This is a genomic window from Brevibacillus brevis NBRC 100599, from assembly GCF_000010165.1.
Classification (GTDB): Bacteria; Bacillota; Bacilli; order Brevibacillales; family Brevibacillaceae; genus Brevibacillus; species Brevibacillus brevis_D.
Genome location: NC_012491.1, coordinates 882,501 through 906,172, shown reverse-complemented (window position 1 = coordinate 906,172; position 23,672 = coordinate 882,501). Strand labels below are relative to the sequence as shown.

Sequence of the window (23,672 nt, the reverse complement as noted above, 5' to 3'; positions counted from 1 at the left end):
GCATCCTCGCGACACATCAGACGTTTTCTCTTATTTTTTCAAATATGCCTTCATCAGCTTTGTTTTCGTTTCCCACATCTCTTCGCTGATGTGCAGACGGTAATGCTCCGGATTCAACATCCGCAAGTATTCAGGCCAGAACAGCTTGAGTTGCTCACGATGGTAGTTGCGAATCTCTTGGAGAGTTGGCAGTTCATAAATCAGTTCCCCATCAACAAATACCGGAACGAGCAGCGACTTTGCCTGGTAGTTCTCCAAATGCTTGCTCAAATACGTATGGCTCGGATGGAACAAATGGAGAGGGGCTCCCTTTTCGACTGTTGTTTCATGCGGGAAGCACATGTAGTCAGCAATTGCTTTGCCTGTTTCCGGATCAATCAATCGGTACATATCTTTAATGCCCGGCGTCGTGACTTTTTCCGGATTCCCGGAGATTTTGATGGTCGGCTGATATTCTCCGTCCGCGCCTTCGCGTGCCACCAGCTTGTATACGCCTCCGAGCGTTGGCTGATCCGCTGCCGTGATGAGCTGCGTTCCAACTCCCCAGCTATTTACGCGTGCTCCCTGTACTTTCAGGTTCATAATCGTGTGCTCATCGAGATCGTTGGAAGCGACAATTTGCACATCGGTCATACCTGCCTTATCCAGCATTTCGCGCGTCTTGCAGGACAAATACGTCAAGTCGCCACTGTCCAAGCGCACTGCCGTCAGCTTTTTGCCTTGTTTCTCCAGGCGTTTTCCGACCTTAATTGCATTCGGCACGCCGCTTTTGAGTGTATCGTAAGTATCGACCAGCAAGGTTACCTGTCCTGGTAGAGCTGCTGCGAAGCGCTCAAATGCTTCTTCCTCACTCTCAAAGCTCTGTACCCAAGAGTGAGCGTGCGTCCCTTTTGTCGGAATGCCAAACATTTTCCCTGCCAGCATGTTCGAGGTCGCGTCAAAGCCAGCCAAATAAGCTGCCCGCGTCCCCCACAGCGCAGCATCTGCCTCCTGCGCCCTTCTCGTTCCGAATTCCATAAGAACATCATTGCCCGCCACGTTTTTAATCCGCGAAGCTTTGGTTGCAATCAGCGTCTGGTAGTTCATATAATTCAACAGGGCCGTTTCAACCAGCTGTGCCTCCATGACACGCCCCTCTACGCGAATGAGCGGCTCGTTCGGGAAAACCACGGTTCCTTCTTTCACAGAGTAGAGCGAGCCCTTAAAACGAAGCTGGCGCAGCTCTTCTAAAAACTTCGGATCGTAGTTCTCCTCCTGCTCACTCAAATACTTGAGATCGCTTTCTTCAAAACGCAAATTTTTTATATAGGAAACAATTCTTTCCAATCCGGCAGATACAGCGTATCCGTTTCCAAAAGGTAGCTTGCGGAAAAATGCTTCGAAAACGACCTTCTGATTGTGTGTTCCGTTAACCCAATGGGCGTACATCATGTTAATCTGATATTTATCTGTGTGTAGTGCCACACCAAATGATTGCATGTCACTGAGGCCTCCTGTGTATTCCTTTCTATCATCATACCAGAAGCGTTCGCTGATGCCCATCCGCTGTGGAGGATATTAGGGAATGTGGTATAGTATGGGGATAAAAAGAGAAGCAATCGTACAGGCTGGGAGTGAGCATAAGTTGACCAGAAAAATCGTTACTATTAGTAAAGGTTTGCCTAAAAATAATATGTACAACGGCAAGGAATATCTCTCCGGCATTTGGAAGGAAGAAGCTGACGAGCTCATTGTCCGTTCCGAGAAAATTGATGACGACGATATCGCGAATCCAGAGTACCACGGTGGCCCAGACCGCGTCGTCTGTGCGTATCCTTTTGAACATTATGCCCATTGGGAGAAGTTATTCGGCCAACCTCTGACCAATGCGGCATTCGGAGAAAATCTCACGCTCGCTGGCATGACTGAAGAGCAGGTCTGCATCGGGGATGTGTATCAATTTGGTGATACGATCCTGCAAGTGACCCAAGGCAGATTTCCTTGCGCGACGATCAACAAGCGCAACAACAATAACCAACTGCTCAAAGCCGTGGTGGAAATGGGCTATACGGGCTATTTCTTCCGCGTTTTGCAGGAAGGGACGATCAAGTCAGACTCAGAGATTACCCTAATCTCTGCTCATCCAAAGCAAGTCAGTGTGGCTTCCATCCACCACTTGTACTTCCATGACAAGGCACCATCCCAAGGGACGATACAGCGTATGCTCGAGGTGGAGGAATTGGCCCTACCTTGGCGGAATAAATTACTTGAAAAACTGGAAAAGCAGCAGTAATAGCGAAAGGAACGTCTCATGCGAATTAATAAGTTCATCAGTGAAACCGGCATTTGCTCACGAAGAGAAGCCGATAAATTAATCGAGTCCAAGCGCGTGACAATCAATGGGCAACTCGCGGAACTGGGAAGTACGGTTGCGTCAGGAGATGACGTGCGCATCGATGGACAGCCCCTCGGTGTCAAAAAGAAAGATGTCTACATCGCCTTGAACAAGCCTGTCGGAATTACGTGTACCACTGAACTGCACGTCAAAGGCAACATCATCGATTTCGTGAATCACCCCGAGCGGATTTTTCCTATCGGGCGTCTGGATAAAGATTCGCAAGGCCTCATCCTATTAACCAACGACGGAGATATCGTAAACAAAATTTTGCGTGCTGAGAACAATCATGACAAAGAGTACATCGTCACCGTAGACAAGCCCATCACGGCGAATTTCTTGCATGGAATGGCAAACGGCGTACGCATTCTCGGAACGACTACCAAGCCTTGCAAAGTAACCAAAGTCAGCGACCGCGTCTTCAATATCGTGCTAACGCAAGGGCTCAATCGGCAAATCAGACGGATGTGTCAGGCTTTTGGTTATCAGGTAAGAAAGCTTGAGCGAATACGCATCATGAACATTGCCTTGGGGAATTTGAAATTGGGGCAATGGCGAAATCTGACGGCCAAGGAATTGACTGATCTGAATAAAAACTTGTGAAATCAGGACGGGTTGGAGTTAGTATAGTGGCTCATTTATATTTTCTTTCATCAAATATACGCGAATGATTTGCTATCTTTTCAATATCCTGTTATGCTAGTAGAGAATTATTTTTGTTCGAAGCAACGGATAGCGTAGATAGCAAAATTTCGTCTAGATGATCCTGAGAGCAAGGATAGTAATATATGTGTGTTACACACTAGGAGGCAATAACAATGGAACAAGGTACAGTAAAATGGTTTAACGCAGAAAAAGGTTTTGGTTTTATCGAGCGCGAAGGTAAAGAAGACGTATTCGTTCACTTCTCTGCTATCCAAGGCGACGGTTTCAAATCCCTTGACGAAGGTCAAAAAGTTACTTTTGACGTAGAACAAGGCCAACGCGGACCACAAGCTACTAACGTTCAAAAAGTTTAATTTAACCAAACACAAAAAACAGACTCCTGTAAGGGTGTCTGTTTTTTTGTTGTCTGAGACACAAATAAAAAACCCTACTCACGTAAATGGAGTAGGGAATGCTACAGAACAGTAAATGGTAGACTCAGTATAACACAGTAAATCGCACTTCTTAAAATTTTTATATTTTCAAATACGGATTATTAAAACCAGCCCTTCCATTTCCTACATGTTCAACTGACGAACCGTACTGACGAGCCTTTGCAAACCGTCGCGCAGCTGGTGTTCATTCAAATAGGAAAAACTGATGCGTATCCAAGAGCTAAACTCCCGCAGCGGATCACAGATCGCACCGGGCACAAACGTAATCGATTGTTCTATGCATTTCGCCAAAAGACTATCCATCGGGACAGAATCAGGCAGCTTCACCCATAAATTAAAGCCTCCTGGTGGACTGGACCACTCCCAGTCGGTCACAGACAGCTCTTCCTCCATAATATCCCGGCGAATGGCCAATGCAATCCGCAGCTTCGCCAAATGCTGCTGCATCCGTTCGGAGAAGAAATAATGCAAAAAAATCTTTTGATTCAGCAGGGGCGCCCCACTGTCGGACAGTGATTTCGCCTGAATCAAATAATTCATAATAGATGGACGGCATGCCACAGTCGCAATACTCAACCCCGGCCCGATGTACTTGCTAAAGCTGCGCAGATAGATGACATAGCCTGCCGTGTCGTAAGAAAAAAACGGCAGTGGAGGCTCGTCACCGAAGTAAATATCGCGGCACGGATCATCCTCTACGATCAGACACTGATACTTCGCAGCCAGCTCCACCAGTCTCTTCCGTTGTTCAGCGGGAACCGTATAGCCTGTCGGATTGTGAAAGGTCGGATTGAGATAAAACAGGCGTGGTTTTTCTTTTTGCATCAACAGTTCAACCTGCTCCAAATCATAGCCATCCGGCGAAATCTCGATGGAAATCATGTTGGCGCCCTGTCTTCCGAATACATCGATGGCCGGACTGTACGTAGGTCTCTCAATCAACACGACATCACGCGGCTTTACAAGTACTCTGGCAACCAAATCAATCGCTTCCTGCGAACCAGATGTAATCATCAGCTCATCGGGGGACAGGTGAAAATGATTACGGCTAACATAATAGCTGCACAGTGCTTCCCGCAGCTCCTGATCTCCCTGTGTGGTTGAGTAGGTGCCCAGCACCTTTGGATACAGATCAAACACTTTCTTCACGTATCCCGAAAAGTAATGATTTGGCAATAAATTCGGTTCGATCAATGCTTTGGAAAATTGATAGGTCGCCTGCACCTGATGAATTTCCGAAAGATAACTCTTGTGCACATAGGCAGAAACGATTGGATCATTCATCGACTCCACTGGCAACAGGCTGCTCGGTTGTACATAATACCCCGACTTATCCTTCACGTACACATGGCGGTTTTGCTTTAATAATTGAAATGCTTTAAAAACCGTCAGGCGATGCACATTCAATTCCAACGCCAACGTTCGAACAGAAGGGAGCTTTTCATGTGCCCTCCACTCATCGCGTCTGATTCGTTCCAGAAGATAGTCATACACTTGTTCGAACAGCTTATCAGAATGACTGTTTGAAAGAACCTTCCTTTTCATGCCGCTCCCCCCTTCCCCCATGATAATGGATAGATCTCTGTATCTGTTCTATTCTATTTCATCTGTTCTATTCCCTTCCCCTTATGATGAGGAAAAGGGAGGAATCATAATGGTACTGCTTAATTATGTGGTCATGTGCTTGATATTCGGAACGACTTTTCTGGCAATCAAAGTCGGGATCGATGCTGGAGCTCCACCGTTTTTCTCAGGAGGACTCCGGTTCTTTCTGGCAGGTGTCATTTTGTTTTCATTCATGCTCTGGAAAAAACAGGCGCGTCTCTCGCTGCTGTTTCATAAAGAAATGCTCCTTACCGGTATCGGTTTGACGTTCGGGACATTTGCCCCCTTGTATTGGGCAGAGCAGCATGTAAGTTCAGGAATTGCAGCGATATTATCTGCAACAGGCCCTCTCATGGTGATGCTGCTTCAGACCGGTATTACTCGGCAAAAGCCCCCCGGTATTGCTTTGATGGGTTGCTTGGTTGCCTTTGTCGGTGTCTTTTTGCTGATTTTACCCGGTGTGACCGTCTCATTCAGTCTCCTTTGGCTTACAGGGTGCATCGCAGTCATATTCGGGGAACTCTTTTATTCTGCTGGTGCAGTATACTCCCGGAGCGTCATCCAACGGTTTCAAGATACCTCACCCATCGCTTTGAATGCGGCACAGATGATGTATGGAGGAGCCATGCTGCTTGTCTTATCGTTATTTACGGAGCAAGTGCATATGGAATCGATGCTCACGGCTAATGCGATCCTCTCGCTCCTGTACTTGGTCTTCGTTGGTTCCATGATGGGGCATTCCATTTTCTATTGGCTCGTGGCCAAAACCAACCCTGTGTTTCCATCCACGTGGCTCTATATCTCTCCGTTGATTGCCCTGAGCTTGGGCGTCATCCTGTACAATGAACCGCTTTATCTCCTGTCGTTAGCAGGGGGAATCACGATTATTGTCGGGATTATCCTGATTAATATGGATGGCTTGAAGCAGTTGATGGGTAAAAAAGCAAACAAGCTGCGTGATGTAAGCAATTAGCGAAAGAAAAGGAGTACCACAAGCCAAACTGTGCTTTGTGGTACTCCTCTTTTAGGAATATGGTTATTTCGTATCGTTGATCTGCTTGGTGTTTTGATCAACTCGTCTTTGGATGCCACTTTCTCTGAGGGAATCTCTCATTATTGCGCTTGATTGATTTGTTCCGCCATTTTCAGCAGCTCTTCTTTCGTGCTTACACTCATCTTGGCTCTCAGGTTATAGTTCACCTTTGTACCATTTTTCACCCAATCCAAAGAGTGTACGGTGTCCCCATTTTCAGGTGCGAAAGTGGAGTACACGGCTTCATTGTCGCCAATCATGACTTTTTCCAAATTCTCCGCAAGTGTACCTCCACTTTTATTGTTGTCACCCAGGATGGAAACTTCTAAGAAAGCACTTCCTTTTTGGCCCTTGTACTCAATCTCTGCATCACGAAGCTTGTCTGATAATGGAATTGGTTGTACCACGTATTCTTTTTTCGTTCTTTCTTGTTCCTCTTTCATCGCTTTCTCATCATACTTGTCACTTGGAAGATAGATCGCTTCACTCGCTACAAACTTGAAATCCGTCCCCATCTCTGCCGGCACCTTGAACAGATGACCAACCTTTTGTTCCATGTCCTTCCACGTTGTATAGGTAAAAGGCTTGGATCGTACATCTACGAACGGAGTACTGTTTGGATTTGATTCCAACTGAAGTTTTGTCAGCGGCCAATAAATGGCAACCGCTTCGCCAGGTTTTAATCCATTGACGATTTGTTCCCCCGTATCCAACTGTTTAAAAATCTCTGCATTTCGATTCTTGATCTGATCCTTTATGTCAGGGGGGAGCTGTTGCATCTTTTGTTGCTGTTCTTGCATACTCATTTGTTTAAGCTTTAGCACTACTTCGCCCTTCTCATTTTTCAATTGGATCATTTCTACTCCCGCCCATACGGAAGACGCTCCGACGAGCATACCTACAGTGACCAGCAAACCTATTTTCTTTTTCACGACTTTTTCCTCCTTGCTTTCCTTGGCACGAATTGCTGCCATGACTTTATGTTTGACATCGACTTTCGGGACTGGTTTAGCTACCAGCATGTCTCTCATGTGCTTAAACGGATTTTTGTCCATTAGCGGCCACCCCTCCCATCGTTGGCAAATAACGTTTGCACTTTTTCAAAATGCGTTCAAATTGTTTGCGCAAGGCTGCTGACTTTTTGTCCATCAGCTCCGCGATTTCCTCGTACTCTCTTTCCTCTAGCACACGCAGGAAAATAAGTGTTCGTTCTTCGGCGGACAGCCGTTTCCAAATTTGTTCTAGCGGCTCTCCTAAATAATTGCTGTCAATGCTCTCCTCGACATAATTGCGTCCATCCTGATCACGGTTGTACAAAAAGGGCAACACGCGGCTTAATTTCCTGCGCTTTAGCACATTCGCACAATGGTTGTAAGCGATCCGGTACAGCCATGCCGAAAATGACAGCGAGTACGTATACTGGTCAAGATGCTCGTAGGCACGAAACAGGACTTCCTGGACAGCGTCTTCTGCATCTTGGCGATGACCGAGCATGTGATAGCAGTATGTAAAGATCGGTTGTTGATAGTAATCGATAATGAGTTCGTATTGCTCAAGAGAACCCGCTTTTATTTCGATCAGCAGGCGCTCTATCTCTGTTTTTTCCACGGTTTGCCCTCCTCTCACTATGAATAACAACTGGCATCTTTTGTTTGTGACACCTATTTTAGAAATTTTTGGTTCTGCGAATAAAATGAAAAAGGTGTTCCACCCGTCTCGTACGAAAAACCTCGTACCACAGGAAGGAGCACCCTTATTCCATGCTTGCATTCATTTGTTTGTCTGTACACTTGTCGAATGTCTTGATTCTTTCCCGGGAAATCGACAGCACCTGTCAGCTTCTCTTAGAAATGCTCTCCGTTGGCATAATAGCTTTCTTTTTGATAAGCGACAAATGCCATTTCCACTTCTGGGATGCCAAGAGATAGGACATGCTTGGTTACAATCTGGGCAAACTGGTCACGAACCTCTTGCCCCCGCTCAAACCATGCTACTTCAATAAAAGGAAACGACTCCACGATCTTCCCGCCAAAAACGCCTGTTGTATGCAAGCATTCGATTGTGAAATTGTCTGTACCGCATTGGCAGAGTGCAGCAAGCTCCACTGCAAGCGGTTCGCTAATCGTAGCCATTTGTTCAGCTTGAATGCCTCTAACGATAAGATGTGGCATGATGATCCCCCCTGAAAAGTCCATACTTCTATGCTCTATCTTACCGTTCAAGAGGCAAAAAGAGTAGAAAAAACTAGGTCAGGGCTGCGGCGCTCCCATGCTTACCTACTGCCTCTTGCACCCGCACTTCTTTGTTCCCTTGCTGCAATTGATACATCTGATGGTACCTGCCTTGTTTCTCCATCAAGTCTTCATGCTTTCCTCGCTCTACAATTCTGCCTCGATCCAGTACGAGAATTTGATCTGCATTTTTGATCGTAGACAGGCGATGAGCAATGATGAAGGTCGTTCTCCCTTTTTTCAACACCTCAAGCGCATTCTGAATAATGCCCTCTGTTTCCGTGTCGATGCTGGCGGTCGCTTCATCCAGAATGAGGATAGCCGGGTCAAACGCGAGAGCACGCGCAAACGAAATTAACTGACGCTGTCCGAGCGAAAGCGTGCTTCCCTTCTCGATAACGGGTTCATCGAATCCTTGCGGAAGACTGCGGAACAGTTGGTCTGCCCCTACATCACACAAAGCCTTCTCCACTTTTTCCGGCGAAATCGACGGATCATCCAGACTCACATTGGAACGAATCGTTCCTGTAAACAAAAACGGGTCCTGCAAAACAATAGCCATGTGCTGGCGCAGCTGCTGTTTGGAAAACGACTGCACATTGCGCCCATCAATCATAATCGCTCCTCTGTTTACATCATAGAAACGGAGTAACAGATTGATAATCGAGCTTTTTCCCGAACCCGTGTGACCAACCAGTGCCACTGTCTCTCCAGGCCAAGCTTCGAACGAAATGTTTTTCAGTACGTATTGGTCGTCTTTGTAGGCAAAGGAAACATCGTCGAAGCGAACATTCCCCTGATAGCACGGAACCTTTGCTGGATCAACGTCGACACCCTCTTCTTCCAGCAGTTCAAACACACGCGACGCCGCAACGAGAGATTGCTCCAGGTTCGCCAATTGGTTGACGATCTGTGTCATCGGCTGGAACAAGCGATTCAAATAATCGACGAATGCGTAGAGGACACCAAGTGAGAGCAGTGTGCCTATCCCGAGGGACGCTCCTCCGAAATACCAGATGAACAAAACAAACGCGATATTGCGGATGAACTGAACCAGGTTAAACGAAGCGGTCGCATTGAGCCGCAGCATTTTATTTTGGTAGGTGAACAGTTCTTCGTTCAGCTCGCCGAATTCCCGCATCGTTTCCTTTTCCCTGCGAAACGCCTGAATGATCGGCATCCCTTGGATCGACTCGTTAATCATCCCGTTGATGTCACTGATGCGTGCCCGAATGACATGGTTGAATCCAGAGGCGTACTTGCGGTACAAGTAAATCCACACCACCATGATTGGCAAAATGACCAGACAAACAAGCGCGAGTCGTATATCAAGCAAGAAAAGCGCTGCGAAAATACCAATTAAATAAATCCCGCTCGTAATAAAATTGCCGAGCACATTCGTAAACAGCTCACGGATCGCCTCCGTATCGTTTGTGACACGAGCAACCACCTTCCCAGCAGGGAGATGATCGAAATAGTGAATGGGCAATCGTTGGATATGCGCGAACACGTCAATACGCAGTCTCTCAATGACCTGATTCGCTGATTTTTGCCATAAAAATTTTTGCCCATAGTGGAAAAGTGAGGCAACTACTAGTAATCCGAAATAGAGAGCAGCCAGTGTGAGCAAGCCGCTTGTCTCTGGCCGGAAAAATTCAAATATCTCCTGATTGCTTAAGAGAGTAGCCTGGTACTCCGCTCGATCCGCACCTTTGACAATGACGAGCTTCCCAGCCTCAACGGAGCGCTGCCCATCATACGAAATCGCCTGATTCAAGAAATAATAGTCGCGCCCCACCTGCAGAACACGAACTTCCCCACCTGTGCTCTCACCAGCTACTAAGTGATCCTGCCTGGTGTAATACTTCCCTTTGTATAACACAGAATTCTCACGCTGTGCCGTCTCATACCAAGGGAATTCAATGCCCATGATGTGCGTATCGATCATTTTTTTAGCCAAAAACGGTCCCGTCAGTTCTGCCCCAACCGAGATGGACAGCATTAATACCGCCAAGAGGATCGTCTTTTTAAAAATGGATGCATAATGGACTAGCCTTTTCCCTGTCGTCATTCATTCACCCGCTTTCTGTCAGCGTCGCTTCAATCTGCTGTTTCTCGAATTGTTCTTTATACCAACCGCCCAGCTCCAATAGCTGTGCATGTGTACCTTCCTCGACGATTTGTCCTTCGTCTATGACGAGAATCCAATCTGCATGCTGCACCGCCGATAAGCGATGTGTGGTGATCAGTGTTGTTTTGCCTGCACGCTCCCGGCGAATATTCGTGATCATCTCCGCCTCGGTTTTGCCATCCACCGCCGACATGGCATCGTCGAGAATCAAAATTTCCGGATTGACCAACAGAGCCCGAGCAATCGAAACCCGCTGTTTTTGCCCACCTGAAAGGGCTACACCTTTTTCACCAACAAGCGTTTGCAAGCCTTCAGGCAATAGCTGAACATCCCGAGCAAATGCGGCCTGCTTCAACACTTCCTGTAATTGTTCTTCTGTTGCCTCGTTGTTCCCGAACAGGATGTTTTCGCGGACTGACTTCGAGAACAGAATCTGCTCCTGCGGTACATAACCGATCCAGCTCTTGATGTTATCCAGACTAATCTGTTCTAGCGCCTCTCCCGAAACACTAATGGCTCCCCGTCCTACCGGATATTCGCGGAGCAGTTGTCGAACCAACGTGGACTTCCCGCTTCCCGTACGCCCGACGATTCCTAGCGTCTGCCCCCGACCCAGAGTAAAGGAGACATCCACTAGTTGGTCAACCTGCGCAGATGGATAGCGGAATGTCACGGAATCGAACCGAATGACTTCTGGTACTGCCACACGAACTGGTTTGTCGTGATCCGTCACATCGGCTTCGTACGCCAAGGTTTCATTGACTCGATCCAGCGAGGCACTTCCTCTTTGCATCACATTAATCAATTCGCCAATCGCAAACATCGGCCAAATGAGCATCCCGAGATAGACGTTGAACGAGACCAGCTCTCCCAAGGTCAGTTCTCTTTGGAACACGAGGTAGCCACCGTAGATCAAGCCGATCATATAACTGATCCCAACCAATATTTTGACAGTCGGCTCAATCAGCGAATCGATTCTCGCCACATCGATATTTTTTTGATACACTTCATGTGTTTTTTGGCGAAAGCGCTCCTGATCCGCCATCTCCTGTACGTAAGCTCGAATCACGCGAACCCCAGAGACGGATTCCAGCACGCGGTCGTTTAGCTCACCGAACGAGGTTTGTGCGGTAGAAAATCGCTCGTGAATTTTTTTCCCATACTGCTTAATGATATAGGCCATGAACGGCAATGGAAGAATCGCCGCTAAGGTCAGCTTCCAACTGATCAAGAAGCCCATCGTCAGCACAATTGCCCCTGTAAAGGATAACGAATCCACCATCGTCAAAATTCCGAAGCCTGTCGTCATCGAGACAGCCTTTAGGTCATTTGTCGCTCGTGCCATCAGATCACCGGTACGATTGCGCTGATAAAACGTTGGCGTCATCCGCAAAAAATGTGTCATGAGCTTCGACCGTAACGTCCGCTCCGCCAAAAATGCTCCCCCAAACAACTGGCGAATCCAGATAAAATTGACCCAATAAATCGCGACAGACAATACACCGAAAAACAGCAAGATGGATACTAGCCGCTCGCCAGTCAGCGTCCCCAGGTGAATCTCATCAATAGCCACCCCGATGATTTTTGGAGGGATAATCTCCAATAAGCCGCCCAGAATCAATAGCAGAATAGCGACCGTATACCGTTTCCAATGCTCCTTGAAAAACCAATCAAGCTTTGCCAAAACCGAGAACATCCGTATTTCTCCCCTCTCTTTACCCGGCTGGGTGACCTTTTAAAGAGGCCAAAAAAAGACATATCGCCCATGAGCAACATGCCTTTTCCTCAACAAAAATAGAAAAGGCGCAAGTTACGAAAAATGTAACCTACGCCATGTTAACGAGATCAAAAAAACGATACTACGCTCGTATCAATGGTGGGGTTACGTCATGTATGCCCTTGTTTGAATGACCCATGCGTACAATTCTTTTCATGACTAGCCCACCTTTCCATTAATATTTTGAATTTCCAATAAATACATTCTGAACTTTACCATTATTACAGATACATTGTCAACCGCGAAAATACCGCAGGCAAAATTCTATCAGCATTGATTCGGCTCATGAACAATGGGTAAACGTATCTTTTGTATTTTTGCTTGCGAACTTTTTTTGGTATGATTATCCTCATGAAGCTTATTCAGGAGGCCATTTATTTTGTTATCATCCAATCAAAAGCGTCGATTGACATCTGTTCAAATCATCGTGTTCGCCTACGTTGGGCTCATCCTGATCTCAGCGTTTCTTCTGTCATTGCCGTTTTTTCACTTACCAGGAGCCTCTCTTTCTTTTATTGACTCTTTGTTTACTGCGGCGAGTGCCATCAGCGTTACCGGGCTGACTGTCATTACGATTCATGAGGTTTTCAACCAGTGGGGGATTTTGTTTCTTACGTTGCTCTTCCAGGTTGGTGGGGTCGGAATCATGACACTCGGCACGTTCATTTGGATCCTCATGGGTCAAAAAATCGGCCTGGAACAGCGCATCTGGATCGCAACAGACCACAACCGCTCCACGCTGTCCGGTCTGGTCGACCTGATGCGCAATATTCTCGTGATTGCGCTCATGATCGAGCTGGTGGGGACCATTCTGCTAGGTAGTCATTTTATTTACGCCGGCTACTACGACGATTGGTACACCGCGTTTTACCACGGTTACTTTGCATCTGTCAGTGCTTTTACGAATGCCGGGTTTGACCTACACGGAAACTCCATGCTCGACTTTACCCACGATTACGTGTTTCAGACTATCGTGATGATCTTGATTATTTGTGGAGCGATCGGTTTTCCCGTCCTCGTGGAGCTGAGAACGTACTTTTCTTATCGCCGCGCAAAAGTGCGTTTCACCTTTTCCCTCTTCACCAAGATCACGACACTGACGTTCTTTTCCTTGATCGCCATTGGCGCCCTGCTCATTTTCGTTTTTGAACGAAATCACTTTTTGGTCGATAAGTCTTGGCATGAAATGCTGTTCTATTCATTGTTCCACTCCGTCTCCTCGCGAAGCGGCGGCTTGGCTACGATGGATATCAGCCTCTTGTCGACCACAACACTTATCATGCTCTCCGGGATGATGTTCATTGGCGCCTCGCCGAGCAGCGTGGGCGGGGGGATACGGACCACGACGTTCTTCGTCCTGATTGCCTCTGTTTTTGCCAACATGCGTGGCTACAAGGATGTAAAGGTGTTCGGAAGAGAGCTGGTTGATGAGGACATTCAACGCTCCTTTATTGTCTTTTTCATCGCAATCATCCTGGTGTTCACAGCGGTCATGCTGCTCGTCTGGCTGGAGGATTTACCTTTCCAGTACGTCTTGTTCGAGGTCTGCTCTGCTTTCGGTACGACCGGATTGTCTACTGGGATTACGGCTCAGATGGGCATTGGCGGCAAGCTCATCCTGATTATTACGATGATGATCGGACGTATCGGGATTATCAATTTGCTCCTCTTCTTGAAGCGCAATGACCGAATCGTACGCTACCATTATCCGAAAGAACGAATCATCATTGGTCAATAGAGGCAAGGAAATCCCCCAAAGCTATGTAGCCGTTGGGGGATTTTTTTCTAGAATCAAAAAGCTGGCAGAGGACAGGTCTGGATATTTCTGCTCAATTTTTCGCGTAATGGAGAAATCGTTGTACTTTTTCAAGTAACGCAAGATGTCACGATCCTTGATCATGTCGACAACCTGGGGTTCTGTCCCATTTGTTACCTTCGTGTAGAGAATGACATGTTTATTGGCGCAAGAGAAGATGTCATCCAATGTTTTCTCGAAGTCTTCCTCATCAGTAATGTGATACAGCACATCCAGGCATACCACCAGATCACTTTTTAAGTATCCTTGATTGTAAAAGGATTTCGGATGGTATAAAAAAAAGCTTTTCGACGAATCCTTGCCAAACATTCTGGCACACATCTGTACCGAAGTCGGTGAAATGTCCAACCCCACGTAATTTTCATATTTCATAAAGAGAATTTGATTGCCGTCCCCACAGCCAAATTCAATAACGCTTTTCACTTGCTGCTCCTTGATATATGCATTGACCACTTCAGCTTTAAAAAGAGCCAGCACGCCATAGGAGCCAAGTCCAGAATTGCCACCGGAAGCGTAATTATCCTCCCAGTACTTCCGATAATCAAAAGCGGATTGATTTTCCGTACTCATGGTGAGCTTCCCCACTTTCTACCTGCGAAAATAATGTATCGTTGCACAGTTTATGCACGTGTACGATTTTCATGAAAAAAAGCTCCGCCAAGTCATGTTGGCGAAGCCTTCCTTGTCATCGCATGTAGAATTAATACGGGCCCCAGTTAATCAATACCCCGATCACGATAAATACGATGGAGAGAACTGTCCATACCGCAGTGAGCGGAAGCATGAACTTCAGCCACTTGCCGTAGGAAATGCCACTCATCGCCAAAATACTCATCAGAACACCTGAGGTTGGGTTAATGCAGTTAACCACACCTTCTCCGAGCATCAGAGCCTCTACTGCGACCTGACGCGTAATGCCCATCAGGTCAGCCAATGGTGCCAACAGCGGCATCAGCATAACGGCTTCACCTGAACCGGACGAAATCAAGAAGTGCAGTCCGGCGCTTCCGAGAAACATCCCAATCGCCCCTGCCATCGGAGAGAGCGGCTCCAGGATGGTAGCAAGCCCGTACACGATGGTATCGAGGAACTTTCCATCCTCCAAAATGACCGTGACAGAACGTGCCATACCGACGATCAATGCCCCGTAAATCAATCCCTGACAGCCTTTTAAGAACGTTTTGGCGATATCATTGCCGCTCATCTTGTTGAGCAAGCCTACTCCGATCGCAATAAAAATAAAGATTCCGGACATCTCGTTTACGTCCCATTTGAACAAGATCGTGCAGACGATAAAACCAATCAGAACGATCCCCGTAAACGCCAGGATCAATTTATGACGGGTAGTAAAATCAACATTATTCGTGTCTACTTCCATCGTGGTTGAACCACTATCAGAAGGAAAGAGCTCACCCTCCAGGATACTCTTGTTTTGACGAACCTTACGCGCGTAACGTCCGATGTACAGGATGGTTACGATCACAAATGTAACATAAATGATGGTGCGGTAGCCGATACCTGAAAACAGCGGCAGCTCCGCAATTTGTTGGGACAAGCCCAGCGTTCCTGGGAATGCGATTGTCGTATTGAATCCGGCATACACACCCAGATAAATCAGAGCCACACCGAGGATGGCATCCATTTTCATCGCTCTCGCAATCATGATACCGAGCGGAACAAAAGCAATGACGGAGTTGACGATGACACCCAACGTACCCAATATGGAAAAGACGGAGGTAATCAAAATAACCAGTAGCCACTCTCTATTTCCCAATTTTCGGACCATGGTCAGAATCGCTGCGTTGAGTGCACCTGTCTTATCCAAAACAGCTAAAGCACCGCCTGTGAACAAAACGAGGAAGATGATCGGTGCGCCTTTGACCATCCCTGTCTGGATCGCGGTAAAAAACTCGATAAAGCCCGTAGGATTCGGCTCGACCGCATGATAGCTACCCGGTACAACCGTCGTCACATTGCCGTTTTTTATACGGTCAAATTCTCCTGTCGGGACCACATAGGTAGCCAATGCACATAGAAGTAAGATGCAAAACAAAAGGACATAGGCGTCTAGCCGAAATAAGCTTTTCTTTTTTAGTTGCTTGCTCTCTGTCATAAGGTAACCCCCTGCGTGTGTAGCGCTTCTCTAAGAATGTTGGGCTGCTTCATAAATCGCAGCTGTCATGATTTTTGCCCCATAAATCAAGGCATCTGTCTGAAAAGTCATCTGTGGATGATGCAGAACAGGTGTGAGACCACACCCCAAACCAATCATCGTGGTAGCAAGCTCAGGGCCGTGAATCGCGTAAAAATGGAAGTCCTCTCCACCTGGTGTCACACATATATCGGCAATTTTGTCCTCACCCAGCACTTGCCCAATTGCCTTTTTGGCTACTTGGATCATGTTCGCATTGGCGACCGCAGCCGGTGTGACTCCCGACCATTCCCACTCCACATCCATGCCCGTCAACACCCCTGTCTGAGCCATGGCATGCTCAGTTTTTCTCCGCAATTCTGCCATGCCTTCATTGGACTGTGCACGTACATCGAGGCTAAAGGTCGCTCGATCAGGGATGACGTTCACCGTTTCTCCCCCTGCCTGCAATTGGGTCATCTTCACGGAAAAAGAGCACCCGTCTTGCAAGCGAATGTTTTGCAACGCCTGAACCAAAAACGAAGCGGCTTCAATGACATTTTTTCCGAGCGCCGGACGTGCTCCGTGTGCTTGCAGACCTATAATCGTCCCTCTGAGAGAGCTAGACGATCCATGCAAAATCGCCGGAGCAGCGCTGCCATACGGGACTTCCATTTCCGGGCGCAGATGGACGCCGATCAGCTTTGTCACGCCTTCCAGAGCGCCATCCTTCATCATCTGCAAGGCTCCGCCCATCTTCTCTTCAGCAGGCTGGAATAGAAAGCGCATCGTTTTTGGCGGCACCGCTTCGCTTGCTTGAATAGCCAGGGCACTGTAGAGAGCCAGTGTCGAATGAGCATCGTGTCCGCATGAGTGATTCGGTCTTACTACGCCATCTACTTCCTGCACGAGTGCATCCATATCCGCGCGCAAAGCAACGATTTCAGCACTCTCTCCAGGAATCTCCGCATAGAAGCCGTGGTGCCCCTCGAAGCGTGTGACGGCAATACCAGCCGCCTCCAAGCGTTCCCGCAAATATCTCGCCGTTTTCTCCTCGTGCCAGCTCGGCTCCGCCAATTGATGCAAATCTTTGTATGTTCGCACTATTTCGTCGCGATGCTCGTCCAAGTATAAGAACGGATTCATCCGATACATCCTCCTCCTTGATGTCTTTTCTAGTATCTCGTTTAGCTCTACCGGATGTATAGCAAGATTTGTGCCAAAAGCATATTGTTATAAAAGTTAAGCATTTCTGAACAATCCTGTTTTTTTAGGTTATAATATAGGTTGTTTTTAATAGATATCCGCTCCAATATTTTCACCCAAATCTAAAAGCTATTCGGCAAATATAAAGGAGTCGCATCATGATAAAACAGAACCCATGCATCTTGTTGATGACCCGGCTGGAGACGATCAGCTTGGTGTTTGCAAACACGCTCACGTCTTTTTTCGGCAACCGCTTGAACATCATTCGAAACCATATGCAAGAACAGCTTCACCCGAGTGTGTACGACGCAGTTGACCTCATTCTCGTTTCGGACACCAGTCTCTTGCACGATCAGCCAGCTCTTCCGTCAGACATCCCCGTGCTGCTAGCAAGGCGCACGATTGACATTAACAAGTTGGATCAACTCATGGATTTACCTCCAGGAACGCGCTGTCTATTTGTTTCCAACTCCATCGAAATGGTAGACGGCGCGATTGAGCTATTGTTTCATCTCGGATTCTCTCATCTGACTTTTATACCGTACGTACCCGATACCGAGACCCCGCTTCCTGAAAAAAATCAAATAGATGTCGCTGTCTGTCATGGACTCAGGGAGCTGATTCCTGCTCATTTTGAAAACGTCATTGAATTGGGGCACCGCCCTTTGGATTTGACGACGATCTTTGATATTTCGCGCCTGCTTGATCTGTCTCCAGATAAGGCAAACCTGTACACGGCTGACTTCATCAGTGATTTCGTCCATATCGGGCGCAAGCTGACCAATTCGGTACATAATGAGCGGAAGCTGAATGAAAAGCTGAGCTCCATTTTAAATGCTGTTCATGAAGGCATCATTGGCACAGATGCCACAGGGAATATTACTGTGCTAAATAAAGAAGCTGAGAAAATTTTGCATATGACTGAAGCAACTTGCATTGGGCGAAATATAGCGGAGGTCATTCCCGAATTTCATATTCTGGAGGTTGTCGAGTCACACACAGAAGTAACGAAGCAGGTATTGGAGTTCCGCGATTTGTACCTCTTGGTTACCAAGATTCCCACGTTCTTGGATGATCAGTTTCTTGGGGCAGTCATTACCTTTCAGGACGTGACGAAGGTACAACAGATCGAACAGGAAATACGGACGAAGAGTGCCAATCTCGGACTGATGACCAAGTATTCGTTTGACAATATCATCGGCAAAAGCACGTCCATTCAGGCTAACAAGCGTGTGGCGACCAAACTGGCCGAAAGCGACTTTACGATTCTCATTACAGGAGAAAACGGAACGGGGAAGGAAGTTTTTGCCCAAGCCATCCATCACCACTCGACGCGTCGTGACGGTCCGTTCGTCCCCGTCAATTTTGCAGGGCTGACCGAGAGCTTGGTAGAGAGCGAGTTGTTCGGGTACGAGGAAGGTTCTTTTACAGGGGCACGAAAAGGCGGAAAGATGGGGCTATTCGAGCTGGCTCACAACGGGACCATTTTTCTGGACGAGATTGGGGATGCCCCACTCAGCATCCAAGCGGCACTGCTTCGCGTTCTCCAGGAAAAGCAGGTCATGCGTGTAGGGGGCTATCGCGTCATTCCAGTCAATGTACGCGTCATCGCTGCTACCAATTGCAACTTGATGGAAATGGTCAAAAAAGGGACGTTTCGCGAGGATTTGTACTACAGACTGAACGTCCTGCCGTTGCACATCCAGCCCTTGCGTGATCGTCCAGACGATATTTTGGTGCTGATCGATTATTTCTTGCAGAAAAAAAAGCAGCGTCTGTCCTTCTCCCGTGAAGTGACGGAACAACTACTCCGTTACGATTGGCCAGGCAATATTCGCGAGCTGGAAAATTTCATTCACTATGCAGTCGTCATCGCAGAGGGGAATCAGGTGGAGCTGGCTCATTTGCCGGAGCGTTTTTTTGCGGCGCATGTCTCTACTCCACCACTTCTCTCTCACCGGGATGATACGTTGGAGGATACAATCCGGTATTTGTCCCGGCAAGGCTCCTTGGTAGATTACACAGCGATCCTGCAAGTGCTGTCCGATTGCTACAAGCGTCAGGAGCGTACTGGACGCAGTGCCCTGCTCGCGAGAATGAACGGTGGCCCCTCCATGACTGAAGCCCAAATCAGGCACAAGCTGACCATGCTGGACCGCGCTGGGTGTGTCTCGATCGGGGTCAAGAAGCAAGGGACGCAGATTACTGCGTTTGGGCAGCAGGTGTTAGAGGCTTTGCTGATTGCTACGAAGGGGTAATTATTGTTGTCTTCCAACGATTGCGGAGACCGAAGCCCTGCCACATGTTTTCCAGTCGCCTATATCCTCTCTTCGCTCGGGCGGTCTCCTCCCAAACATGTGGCAGGGCTTCTTTATAGCAATGTTATTATTCATTCTTTAAGTCGTTTTGAAAGTCAGTGCAAAGTAGCTTACGTACTACACTTCTTGAAACACTTTCAAGATGTTGACCAAAGCCACGTAGGAAGAAGTGCATTTCCAGTCCAAGCGCCTCTGGAGCCCTCCCCAGCGTAGAAATGAATAGAGGGGAATTTCAGCTTCACTTATGAGATACTTCCTCGAAACTTCAACGTTTGAAGCGCTCCCGCTATTCATTTCGGAGCGGCCAGTCAATCCCCTTTGCGGGGCGTAGGCCGAAGCGCAGACTGGAAATGCACTTCTTCCCCTCGCTACAGCTCGGTACCAGCATATGAAAAACAAAAAAGCGGCAAGTTTTTAACTCCTCCGCTTTTTTCATGAATCCACCTACGTAATCACGATGGACGACTCTATTTTTTCTGGTTGAATCATAGGCAAAATAGGCAGCTCCATCAAATTCCGATGCTTGCCCGGCCCGTAGTAATCCTGCTCAGCATGAGCCAGACGGAAGCCATAGGCAGACAGCGCGCGAATAGAGGATGCGTTCGTTTCACTCACCGTAACCTGCACGGTGCGAAGTGTTGGAAACTGGCGCAGGGCTTGCAGTCTGGCTTCGATTAGCCGCTTGCCGATGCCTTGACCTTGAAACTCCTTGCTCACATTGCTGAACAGAAGCCAGCCAGTCGTCTGGTACATATCAATGCCGGCGCAGCTAAAACCGATGAGCTGGCCGTTGTAGGTCGCCTTGAAAATCAGCTCAGGAAACAGCTCCATATACTTTTTCAGCTCATGCAAGTTCATTCGATCGGGTAATGTCATATCTGCCAACGTAATCATTTCAGCAAAATCATCTCTTACGACGCGCTCAATCTGCACTTCCACCCTACCCGCCTCCTGTACATTCGCTCTTACATTTACACTGTAGCAAACGGGTATAAAGCTGGAATGGATGGCGTGTGAAAGTACTGTAAAATTCATTGCGTTCGGCTGAACAAACACCTATAGAAGCGGGATGTAAATAGATACTCTCATCGCCTCAGGAAAGCGTGAACCTCTGACATCTGTCACTTCAAAATCCGGTCCCTCGCCTCTCTCATAATTCGATTGAGGTAACCATGTTCCATAAATGTAGCGACGTGTGTTTTGCACAAGGTCGGCATCACCCGTCACTTTGAATTCCGCGTATTTTCCGCCAGGCAAGACGAGCGAAATAAAGCCTTCGGACAGTTCTTCAGGAACCTGATGCACAGCCTCCCCGATCACAAAGGAAAAGCCCCCGTCGTCTTCAAATTCGCAGGCGATTCCGTATGACATATCCTCCGCTGCTTTATTCGGAATCCGCAAATAGTCTTGATTACGTCCAAATTCATAATAGAAGCCCGGAATGTCTTTGAAGTGCTGCTCATCCTGTAAGCTCGTCCGGAACCTCCTCCCTATGATACGAATGTCATCCAATGTCGTGATGGTTGGTTTGTTCATCATAATCTCCCCTTTGATCGTTTGGCGAAAGGCCAAAAAGTCCATCTTGGCTAGATAAGGCAGCGAATGATTTTCTTTTCGATATCTCCCAGGTGTAATGCCGAACTGCTTCTCGAAAGCGCGAGTCAATGCTTCCTGCGACTGGTATTGATAAGTCACGGCAATTTCGAGCACATTGTCACTTGTCTGTTTTAGTGCCAGTGCAGCTTCCGACAGTCTGCGCTTGCGAATGTACTCCTGTACACTGAAGCCTGAGATTGCCTGAAACAGACGTTGAAAATGAAACGCAGAGAAATGCGCCCTGGAAGCAATATCTGTGATGTTCATTTCTTCCTGAAGATGCTCTTCGACATAATCAATCGCGTCCTGAATCCGCTTGTACGTGTCCATCTTTGACTTCCTTCACCTATTTTTTCTTTAGTATGCGGGAGATGCCGAGCGTTTTTTTGATCAACTGTGCTATCTTTCAAGCTCACGTGGTCAATCGCTCTACCAATTCGGGCGACAGTTCCTTCTCTTCCTTTTTCCCATCCAGCTGCTGTGTCCAAATCCGCTCATGCAGCATCTCAAAAGCGTATTTTCCCATCAACGTACTGGAGCTGGATACAGTGGTGATCTCTAGTAATTCTCCGATTGGCTGATCATCGCAACCGACTACGGCTAAGTCTTCTGGTACGCGAATCCCCAATCTACTTGCTTCTTTGATGATCCCTGCCGCTATATGATTGCACGATACGATCATTGCTGTCGGCCGCTCTTCTGTTTGCAGCAATTTCCCCACAACATCCTTGCCATCCTGGATCGTTAAACATTCTTCAAATGACCACTCAGGGGAAGGTGTCACGTCAATCGAACGCAGCTTTTCGTAATAGGCACGTTTGCGATGTTGACTGTTAAAGCTGTTTTTTCTGCCAATGCAATACCCGATTCGGCGATGCCCCTTCTTCATCAGATATTCCATCCCGATCAGAAACGTTTGATAGTGGTCGATATGAACACTCGAAACAGATGTGGTATCATTTGCTTCACACGTGATGATAGGTCCATATCCTGCGTATTCATTGAGCGTTTCGCAAGAGCTGGACCTGGAGCACATGATAAGCCCGTCGATTTTTTTATTTTTGAGCAAGTGTAAAACGCTGCGTTCTTGCTCGGGGTTGTTATTCGTTTGGCACACCATCAGCTTGTAATGATGCTGGGCTGCTTCTGCTGCTATGCCTTCGATAATGGAGCTGTAGTATTGGTTGTTGACGAGAGGCAATGTCACACCGATGACCATCGTTTTTCCGGTAGAGAGGTGGACCGCATTACTGTTTTGAACATAATTTTGTTCTTCAATAATCTTGAGAATCTCCGCGCGTTTTTTCTCGTTCACGTACGGATGGTTGTTAAGTACACGGGAAACGGTTGAAACGGATACACCTGCCAATTTCGCGATTTCTCTTATGTTAGCCACTCAGATTACTCCTCGACGTCGGATCAGTACTTATTACATACATCAAAACACATTCCGCTTGCTCTGAAAAGCGTTCCACATCTTATGCTCTCCTTATGTAGAATGAAAGGAGTCGTGTTTTGTGATTCGCTTAAAATTTGAACATCTCTTGTTTATCGTAGGCTTATTGATTTTGGCGCTCGGGATCAATATGATGACGACCATTACATCCTTTGGTCTTAGCCCGTATGATTCTCTGTTTATTGCCCTGCATCAAAACTTCGGGATATCGATTGGCTTCTGGATGTTTGCCATTAACCTAACCTTTGTCATCATCGTCCTTTTCATGGATCGCAGTTATATTTCTGTCGGCGCCATTTTGGTCATGGTGCTGATCTCCGTCTTTGTCGATTTGATCGGGTCCATCGATGGGCTCATGGCTGCTATCCGTTCATTGCCGCCGCTTCTGACCATGGCACTCGGAAACATTTGCATCGGCAGCGGTATTGGGTTGTATGTGTGTACGCAAGTGTGCACAGCTCCCCAAGAGGCATTTGTACTGGTTATGTCGAAAAGATTAAAGTGGACATTCAGACGGACAGAAATTTTGCTGGCGTGCATGTTTCTTAGCGCAAGCTTCCTGTTAGATGGCCCGATTTATTACGGAACAGTCGTGCTTTCGTTTACGACTGGCTACATTATTCAAGCAGCAATCAACGTCGGGAATAAAATGCTTCGTCTCGCCAATCAAAGGAAGGGGGCGGAGGCATAATAGGAGGAAAGCCTTGAGAAATTTTCGACCAAAAGTTGTGTGTTCGCTTGCAGTGAGCCTGTTTCTATTGCTTGGTGGTTGTTCCTCTTCCACTGGTCTCGTAAAAGCTGGCGGAGATGTTTTTGCCCAGAGCGAAATTCACAGACTGACCCAAGATCCTGAAAACGTGACGCATTACCAGCCGATGAGTATTCAGGAATTGACACC

At 47.3% G+C, this 23,672-nt stretch carries 21 protein-coding genes (1 of these 21 only partly in view); 8 read left to right on the top strand and 13 right to left on the bottom strand.

Going from position 1 to position 23,672, the window contains the following annotated elements:
• Positions 1-30 precede the first annotated feature (30 nt).
• The gene (locus BBR47_RS04605) at positions 31-1,479 is read right to left on the bottom strand and encodes a nicotinate phosphoribosyltransferase (RefSeq protein ID WP_012684589.1); all 1,449 of its coding nucleotides are present in this window, start codon (positions 1,477-1,479) and stop codon (positions 31-33) included.
• An 85-nt stretch (positions 1,480-1,564) separates the two neighbouring features.
• Here BBR47_RS04605 and BBR47_RS04600 point away from each other — a divergent pair, with 85 nt between their 5' ends.
• The 3 genes from BBR47_RS04600 to BBR47_RS04590 all read left to right on the top strand — a co-directional run bounded on the left by BBR47_RS04600 (position 1,565) and on the right by BBR47_RS04590 (position 3,393).
• Entirely contained in the window at positions 1,565-2,272 is a 708-nt protein-coding gene (locus tag BBR47_RS04600; protein ID WP_231850557.1) for an MOSC domain-containing protein, read from the top strand.
• Positions 2,273-2,290: 18 nt separating this feature from the next.
• Entirely contained in the window at positions 2,291-2,977 is a 687-nt protein-coding gene (gene rluF, locus BBR47_RS04595) for a 23S rRNA pseudouridine(2604) synthase RluF (protein ID WP_012684587.1), read from the top strand.
• 215 nt (positions 2,978-3,192) lie between these two features.
• On the top strand, positions 3,193-3,393 hold the full coding sequence (locus BBR47_RS04590; protein WP_007721941.1) for a cold-shock protein: 201 nt from the start codon (positions 3,193-3,195) through the stop codon (positions 3,391-3,393).
• Positions 3,394-3,597: 204 nt separating this feature from the next.
• Here the strand turns inward: BBR47_RS04590 and BBR47_RS04585 are convergent, their stop codons facing one another.
• Positions 3,598-5,019, bottom strand: a complete 1,422-nt coding sequence (locus BBR47_RS04585; protein WP_012684586.1) for a PLP-dependent aminotransferase family protein — start codon at positions 5,017-5,019, stop codon at positions 3,598-3,600.
• Between the two features lie 109 nt (positions 5,020-5,128).
• Here BBR47_RS04585 and BBR47_RS04580 point away from each other — a divergent pair, with 109 nt between their 5' ends.
• The gene (locus tag BBR47_RS04580; RefSeq protein ID WP_012684585.1) at positions 5,129-6,052 is read left to right on the top strand and encodes a DMT family transporter; all 924 of its coding nucleotides are present in this window, start codon (positions 5,129-5,131) and stop codon (positions 6,050-6,052) included.
• 140 nt (positions 6,053-6,192) lie between these two features.
• On the opposite strand, the gene BBR47_RS04575 is transcribed toward BBR47_RS04580, so the two are convergent.
• The 5 genes from BBR47_RS04575 to BBR47_RS04555 form a co-directional block, all read right to left on the bottom strand.
• Positions 6,193-7,167 (bottom strand): DUF4367 domain-containing protein, encoded by a 975-nt coding sequence (locus tag BBR47_RS04575; RefSeq protein WP_012684584.1) that lies wholly within the window; start codon positions 7,165-7,167, stop codon positions 6,193-6,195.
• On the bottom strand, positions 7,148-7,720 hold the full coding sequence (locus BBR47_RS04570) for an RNA polymerase sigma factor (protein ID WP_012684583.1): 573 nt from the start codon (positions 7,718-7,720) through the stop codon (positions 7,148-7,150). Before BBR47_RS04570 ends, BBR47_RS04575 begins: the two co-directional genes overlap by 20 nt.
• A gap of 236 nt (positions 7,721-7,956) precedes the next feature.
• The gene (locus tag BBR47_RS04565; protein WP_012684582.1) at positions 7,957-8,283 is read right to left on the bottom strand and encodes a DUF1904 family protein; all 327 of its coding nucleotides are present in this window, start codon (positions 8,281-8,283) and stop codon (positions 7,957-7,959) included.
• Between the two features lie 73 nt (positions 8,284-8,356).
• Positions 8,357-10,414: an ABC transporter ATP-binding protein gene (locus tag BBR47_RS04560; protein WP_012684581.1), complete on the bottom strand. Its 2,058-nt coding sequence runs from the start codon at positions 10,412-10,414 to the stop codon at positions 8,357-8,359.
• A 4-nt stretch (positions 10,415-10,418) separates the two neighbouring features.
• Complete coding sequence (locus tag BBR47_RS04555) at positions 10,419-12,170, bottom strand: ABC transporter ATP-binding protein (RefSeq protein ID WP_012684580.1); 1,752 nt, start codon at positions 12,168-12,170, stop codon at positions 10,419-10,421.
• Between the two features lie 460 nt (positions 12,171-12,630).
• Between BBR47_RS04555 and BBR47_RS04550 the strand changes: the two genes are divergently transcribed.
• Positions 12,631-13,989, top strand: a complete 1,359-nt coding sequence (locus BBR47_RS04550) for a TrkH family potassium uptake protein (RefSeq protein ID WP_012684579.1) — start codon at positions 12,631-12,633, stop codon at positions 13,987-13,989.
• A 21-nt stretch (positions 13,990-14,010) separates the two neighbouring features.
• Here BBR47_RS04550 and BBR47_RS04545 read toward each other — a convergent pair whose 3' ends face one another.
• The 3 genes from BBR47_RS04545 to BBR47_RS04535 all read right to left on the bottom strand — a co-directional run bounded on the left by BBR47_RS04545 (position 14,011) and on the right by BBR47_RS04535 (position 17,344).
• Positions 14,011-14,637, bottom strand: coding sequence for a class I SAM-dependent methyltransferase (locus BBR47_RS04545; RefSeq protein WP_012684578.1), 627 nt, complete (start codon positions 14,635-14,637; stop codon positions 14,011-14,013).
• A 130-nt stretch (positions 14,638-14,767) separates the two neighbouring features.
• Positions 14,768-16,180, bottom strand: a complete 1,413-nt coding sequence (locus BBR47_RS04540; RefSeq protein WP_012684576.1) for a YfcC family protein — start codon at positions 16,178-16,180, stop codon at positions 14,768-14,770.
• A 30-nt stretch (positions 16,181-16,210) separates the two neighbouring features.
• Complete coding sequence (locus tag BBR47_RS04535) at positions 16,211-17,344, bottom strand: M20 peptidase aminoacylase family protein (protein ID WP_012684575.1); 1,134 nt, start codon at positions 17,342-17,344, stop codon at positions 16,211-16,213.
• A gap of 218 nt (positions 17,345-17,562) precedes the next feature.
• Between BBR47_RS04535 and BBR47_RS04530 the strand changes: the two genes are divergently transcribed.
• A complete protein-coding gene (locus BBR47_RS04530; RefSeq protein ID WP_012684574.1) occupies positions 17,563-19,662 on the top strand; it encodes a sigma-54 interaction domain-containing protein in 2,100 nt (699 codons plus the stop codon).
• 504 nt (positions 19,663-20,166) lie between these two features.
• Here the strand turns inward: BBR47_RS04530 and BBR47_RS04525 are convergent.
• From BBR47_RS04525 to BBR47_RS04515, 3 genes are all read right to left on the bottom strand, one after another.
• Positions 20,167-20,661 carry a GNAT family N-acetyltransferase gene (locus BBR47_RS04525; protein WP_041749248.1) on the bottom strand — a complete coding sequence of 165 codons (495 nt, stop codon included), beginning with the start codon at positions 20,659-20,661 and terminating at the stop codon, positions 20,167-20,169.
• 117 nt (positions 20,662-20,778) lie between these two features.
• The gene (locus tag BBR47_RS04520) at positions 20,779-21,648 is read right to left on the bottom strand and encodes an AraC family transcriptional regulator (protein ID WP_012684571.1); all 870 of its coding nucleotides are present in this window, start codon (positions 21,646-21,648) and stop codon (positions 20,779-20,781) included.
• A gap of 82 nt (positions 21,649-21,730) precedes the next feature.
• Entirely contained in the window at positions 21,731-22,714 is a 984-nt protein-coding gene (locus BBR47_RS04515; protein WP_012684570.1) for a LacI family DNA-binding transcriptional regulator, read from the bottom strand.
• Positions 22,715-22,835: 121 nt separating this feature from the next.
• Here BBR47_RS04515 and BBR47_RS04510 point away from each other — a divergent pair, with 121 nt between their 5' ends.
• The gene (locus BBR47_RS04510; protein ID WP_012684569.1) at positions 22,836-23,465 is read left to right on the top strand and encodes a YczE/YyaS/YitT family protein; all 630 of its coding nucleotides are present in this window, start codon (positions 22,836-22,838) and stop codon (positions 23,463-23,465) included.
• 13 nt (positions 23,466-23,478) lie between these two features.
• Positions 23,479-23,672, top strand: the 5' end (the start) of a protein-coding gene (locus BBR47_RS04505; RefSeq protein WP_041749247.1) for a hypothetical protein. 532 nt of this gene lie beyond the right edge of the window; 194 of the gene's 726 nt are visible here — the first part of the coding sequence; its start codon is at positions 23,479-23,481; the stop codon falls past the right edge of the window.

Excerpts from the sequence above, each read along its gene's own strand:
- BBR47_RS04540 (WP_012684576.1), bottom strand. The coding sequence starts at position 16,180 with ATGACAGAGAGCAAGCAACTAAAAAAGAAAAGCTTATTTCGGCTAGAC.
- BBR47_RS04535 (WP_012684575.1), bottom strand. The coding sequence starts at position 17,344 with ATGAATCCGTTCTTATACTTGGACGAGCATCGCGACGAAATAGTGCGA.
- BBR47_RS04580 (WP_012684585.1), top strand. The coding sequence starts at position 5,129 with ATGGTACTGCTTAATTATGTGGTCATGTGCTTGATATTCGGAACGACT.
- BBR47_RS04520 (WP_012684571.1), bottom strand. The coding sequence starts at position 21,648 with ATGGACACGTACAAGCGGATTCAGGACGCGATTGATTATGTCGAAGAG.
- BBR47_RS04605 (WP_012684589.1), bottom strand. The coding sequence starts at position 1,479 with ATGCAATCATTTGGTGTGGCACTACACACAGATAAATATCAGATTAAC.
- BBR47_RS04545 (WP_012684578.1), bottom strand. The coding sequence starts at position 14,637 with ATGAGTACGGAAAATCAATCCGCTTTTGATTATCGGAAGTACTGGGAG.
- BBR47_RS04560 (WP_012684581.1), bottom strand. The coding sequence starts at position 10,414 with ATGACGACAGGGAAAAGGCTAGTCCATTATGCATCCATTTTTAAAAAG.
- BBR47_RS04575 (WP_012684584.1), bottom strand. The coding sequence starts at position 7,167 with ATGGACAAAAATCCGTTTAAGCACATGAGAGACATGCTGGTAGCTAAA.
- BBR47_RS04590 (WP_007721941.1), top strand. The coding sequence starts at position 3,193 with ATGGAACAAGGTACAGTAAAATGGTTTAACGCAGAAAAAGGTTTTGGT.
- BBR47_RS04555 (WP_012684580.1), bottom strand. The coding sequence starts at position 12,170 with ATGTTCTCGGTTTTGGCAAAGCTTGATTGGTTTTTCAAGGAGCATTGG.
- BBR47_RS04585 (WP_012684586.1), bottom strand. The coding sequence starts at position 5,019 with ATGAAAAGGAAGGTTCTTTCAAACAGTCATTCTGATAAGCTGTTCGAA.
- BBR47_RS04530 (WP_012684574.1), top strand. The coding sequence starts at position 17,563 with ATGATAAAACAGAACCCATGCATCTTGTTGATGACCCGGCTGGAGACG.
- BBR47_RS04600 (WP_231850557.1), top strand. The coding sequence starts at position 1,565 with ATGTGGTATAGTATGGGGATAAAAAGAGAAGCAATCGTACAGGCTGGG.
- rluF (WP_012684587.1), top strand. The coding sequence starts at position 2,291 with ATGCGAATTAATAAGTTCATCAGTGAAACCGGCATTTGCTCACGAAGA.
- BBR47_RS04565 (WP_012684582.1), bottom strand. The coding sequence starts at position 8,283 with ATGCCACATCTTATCGTTAGAGGCATTCAAGCTGAACAAATGGCTACG.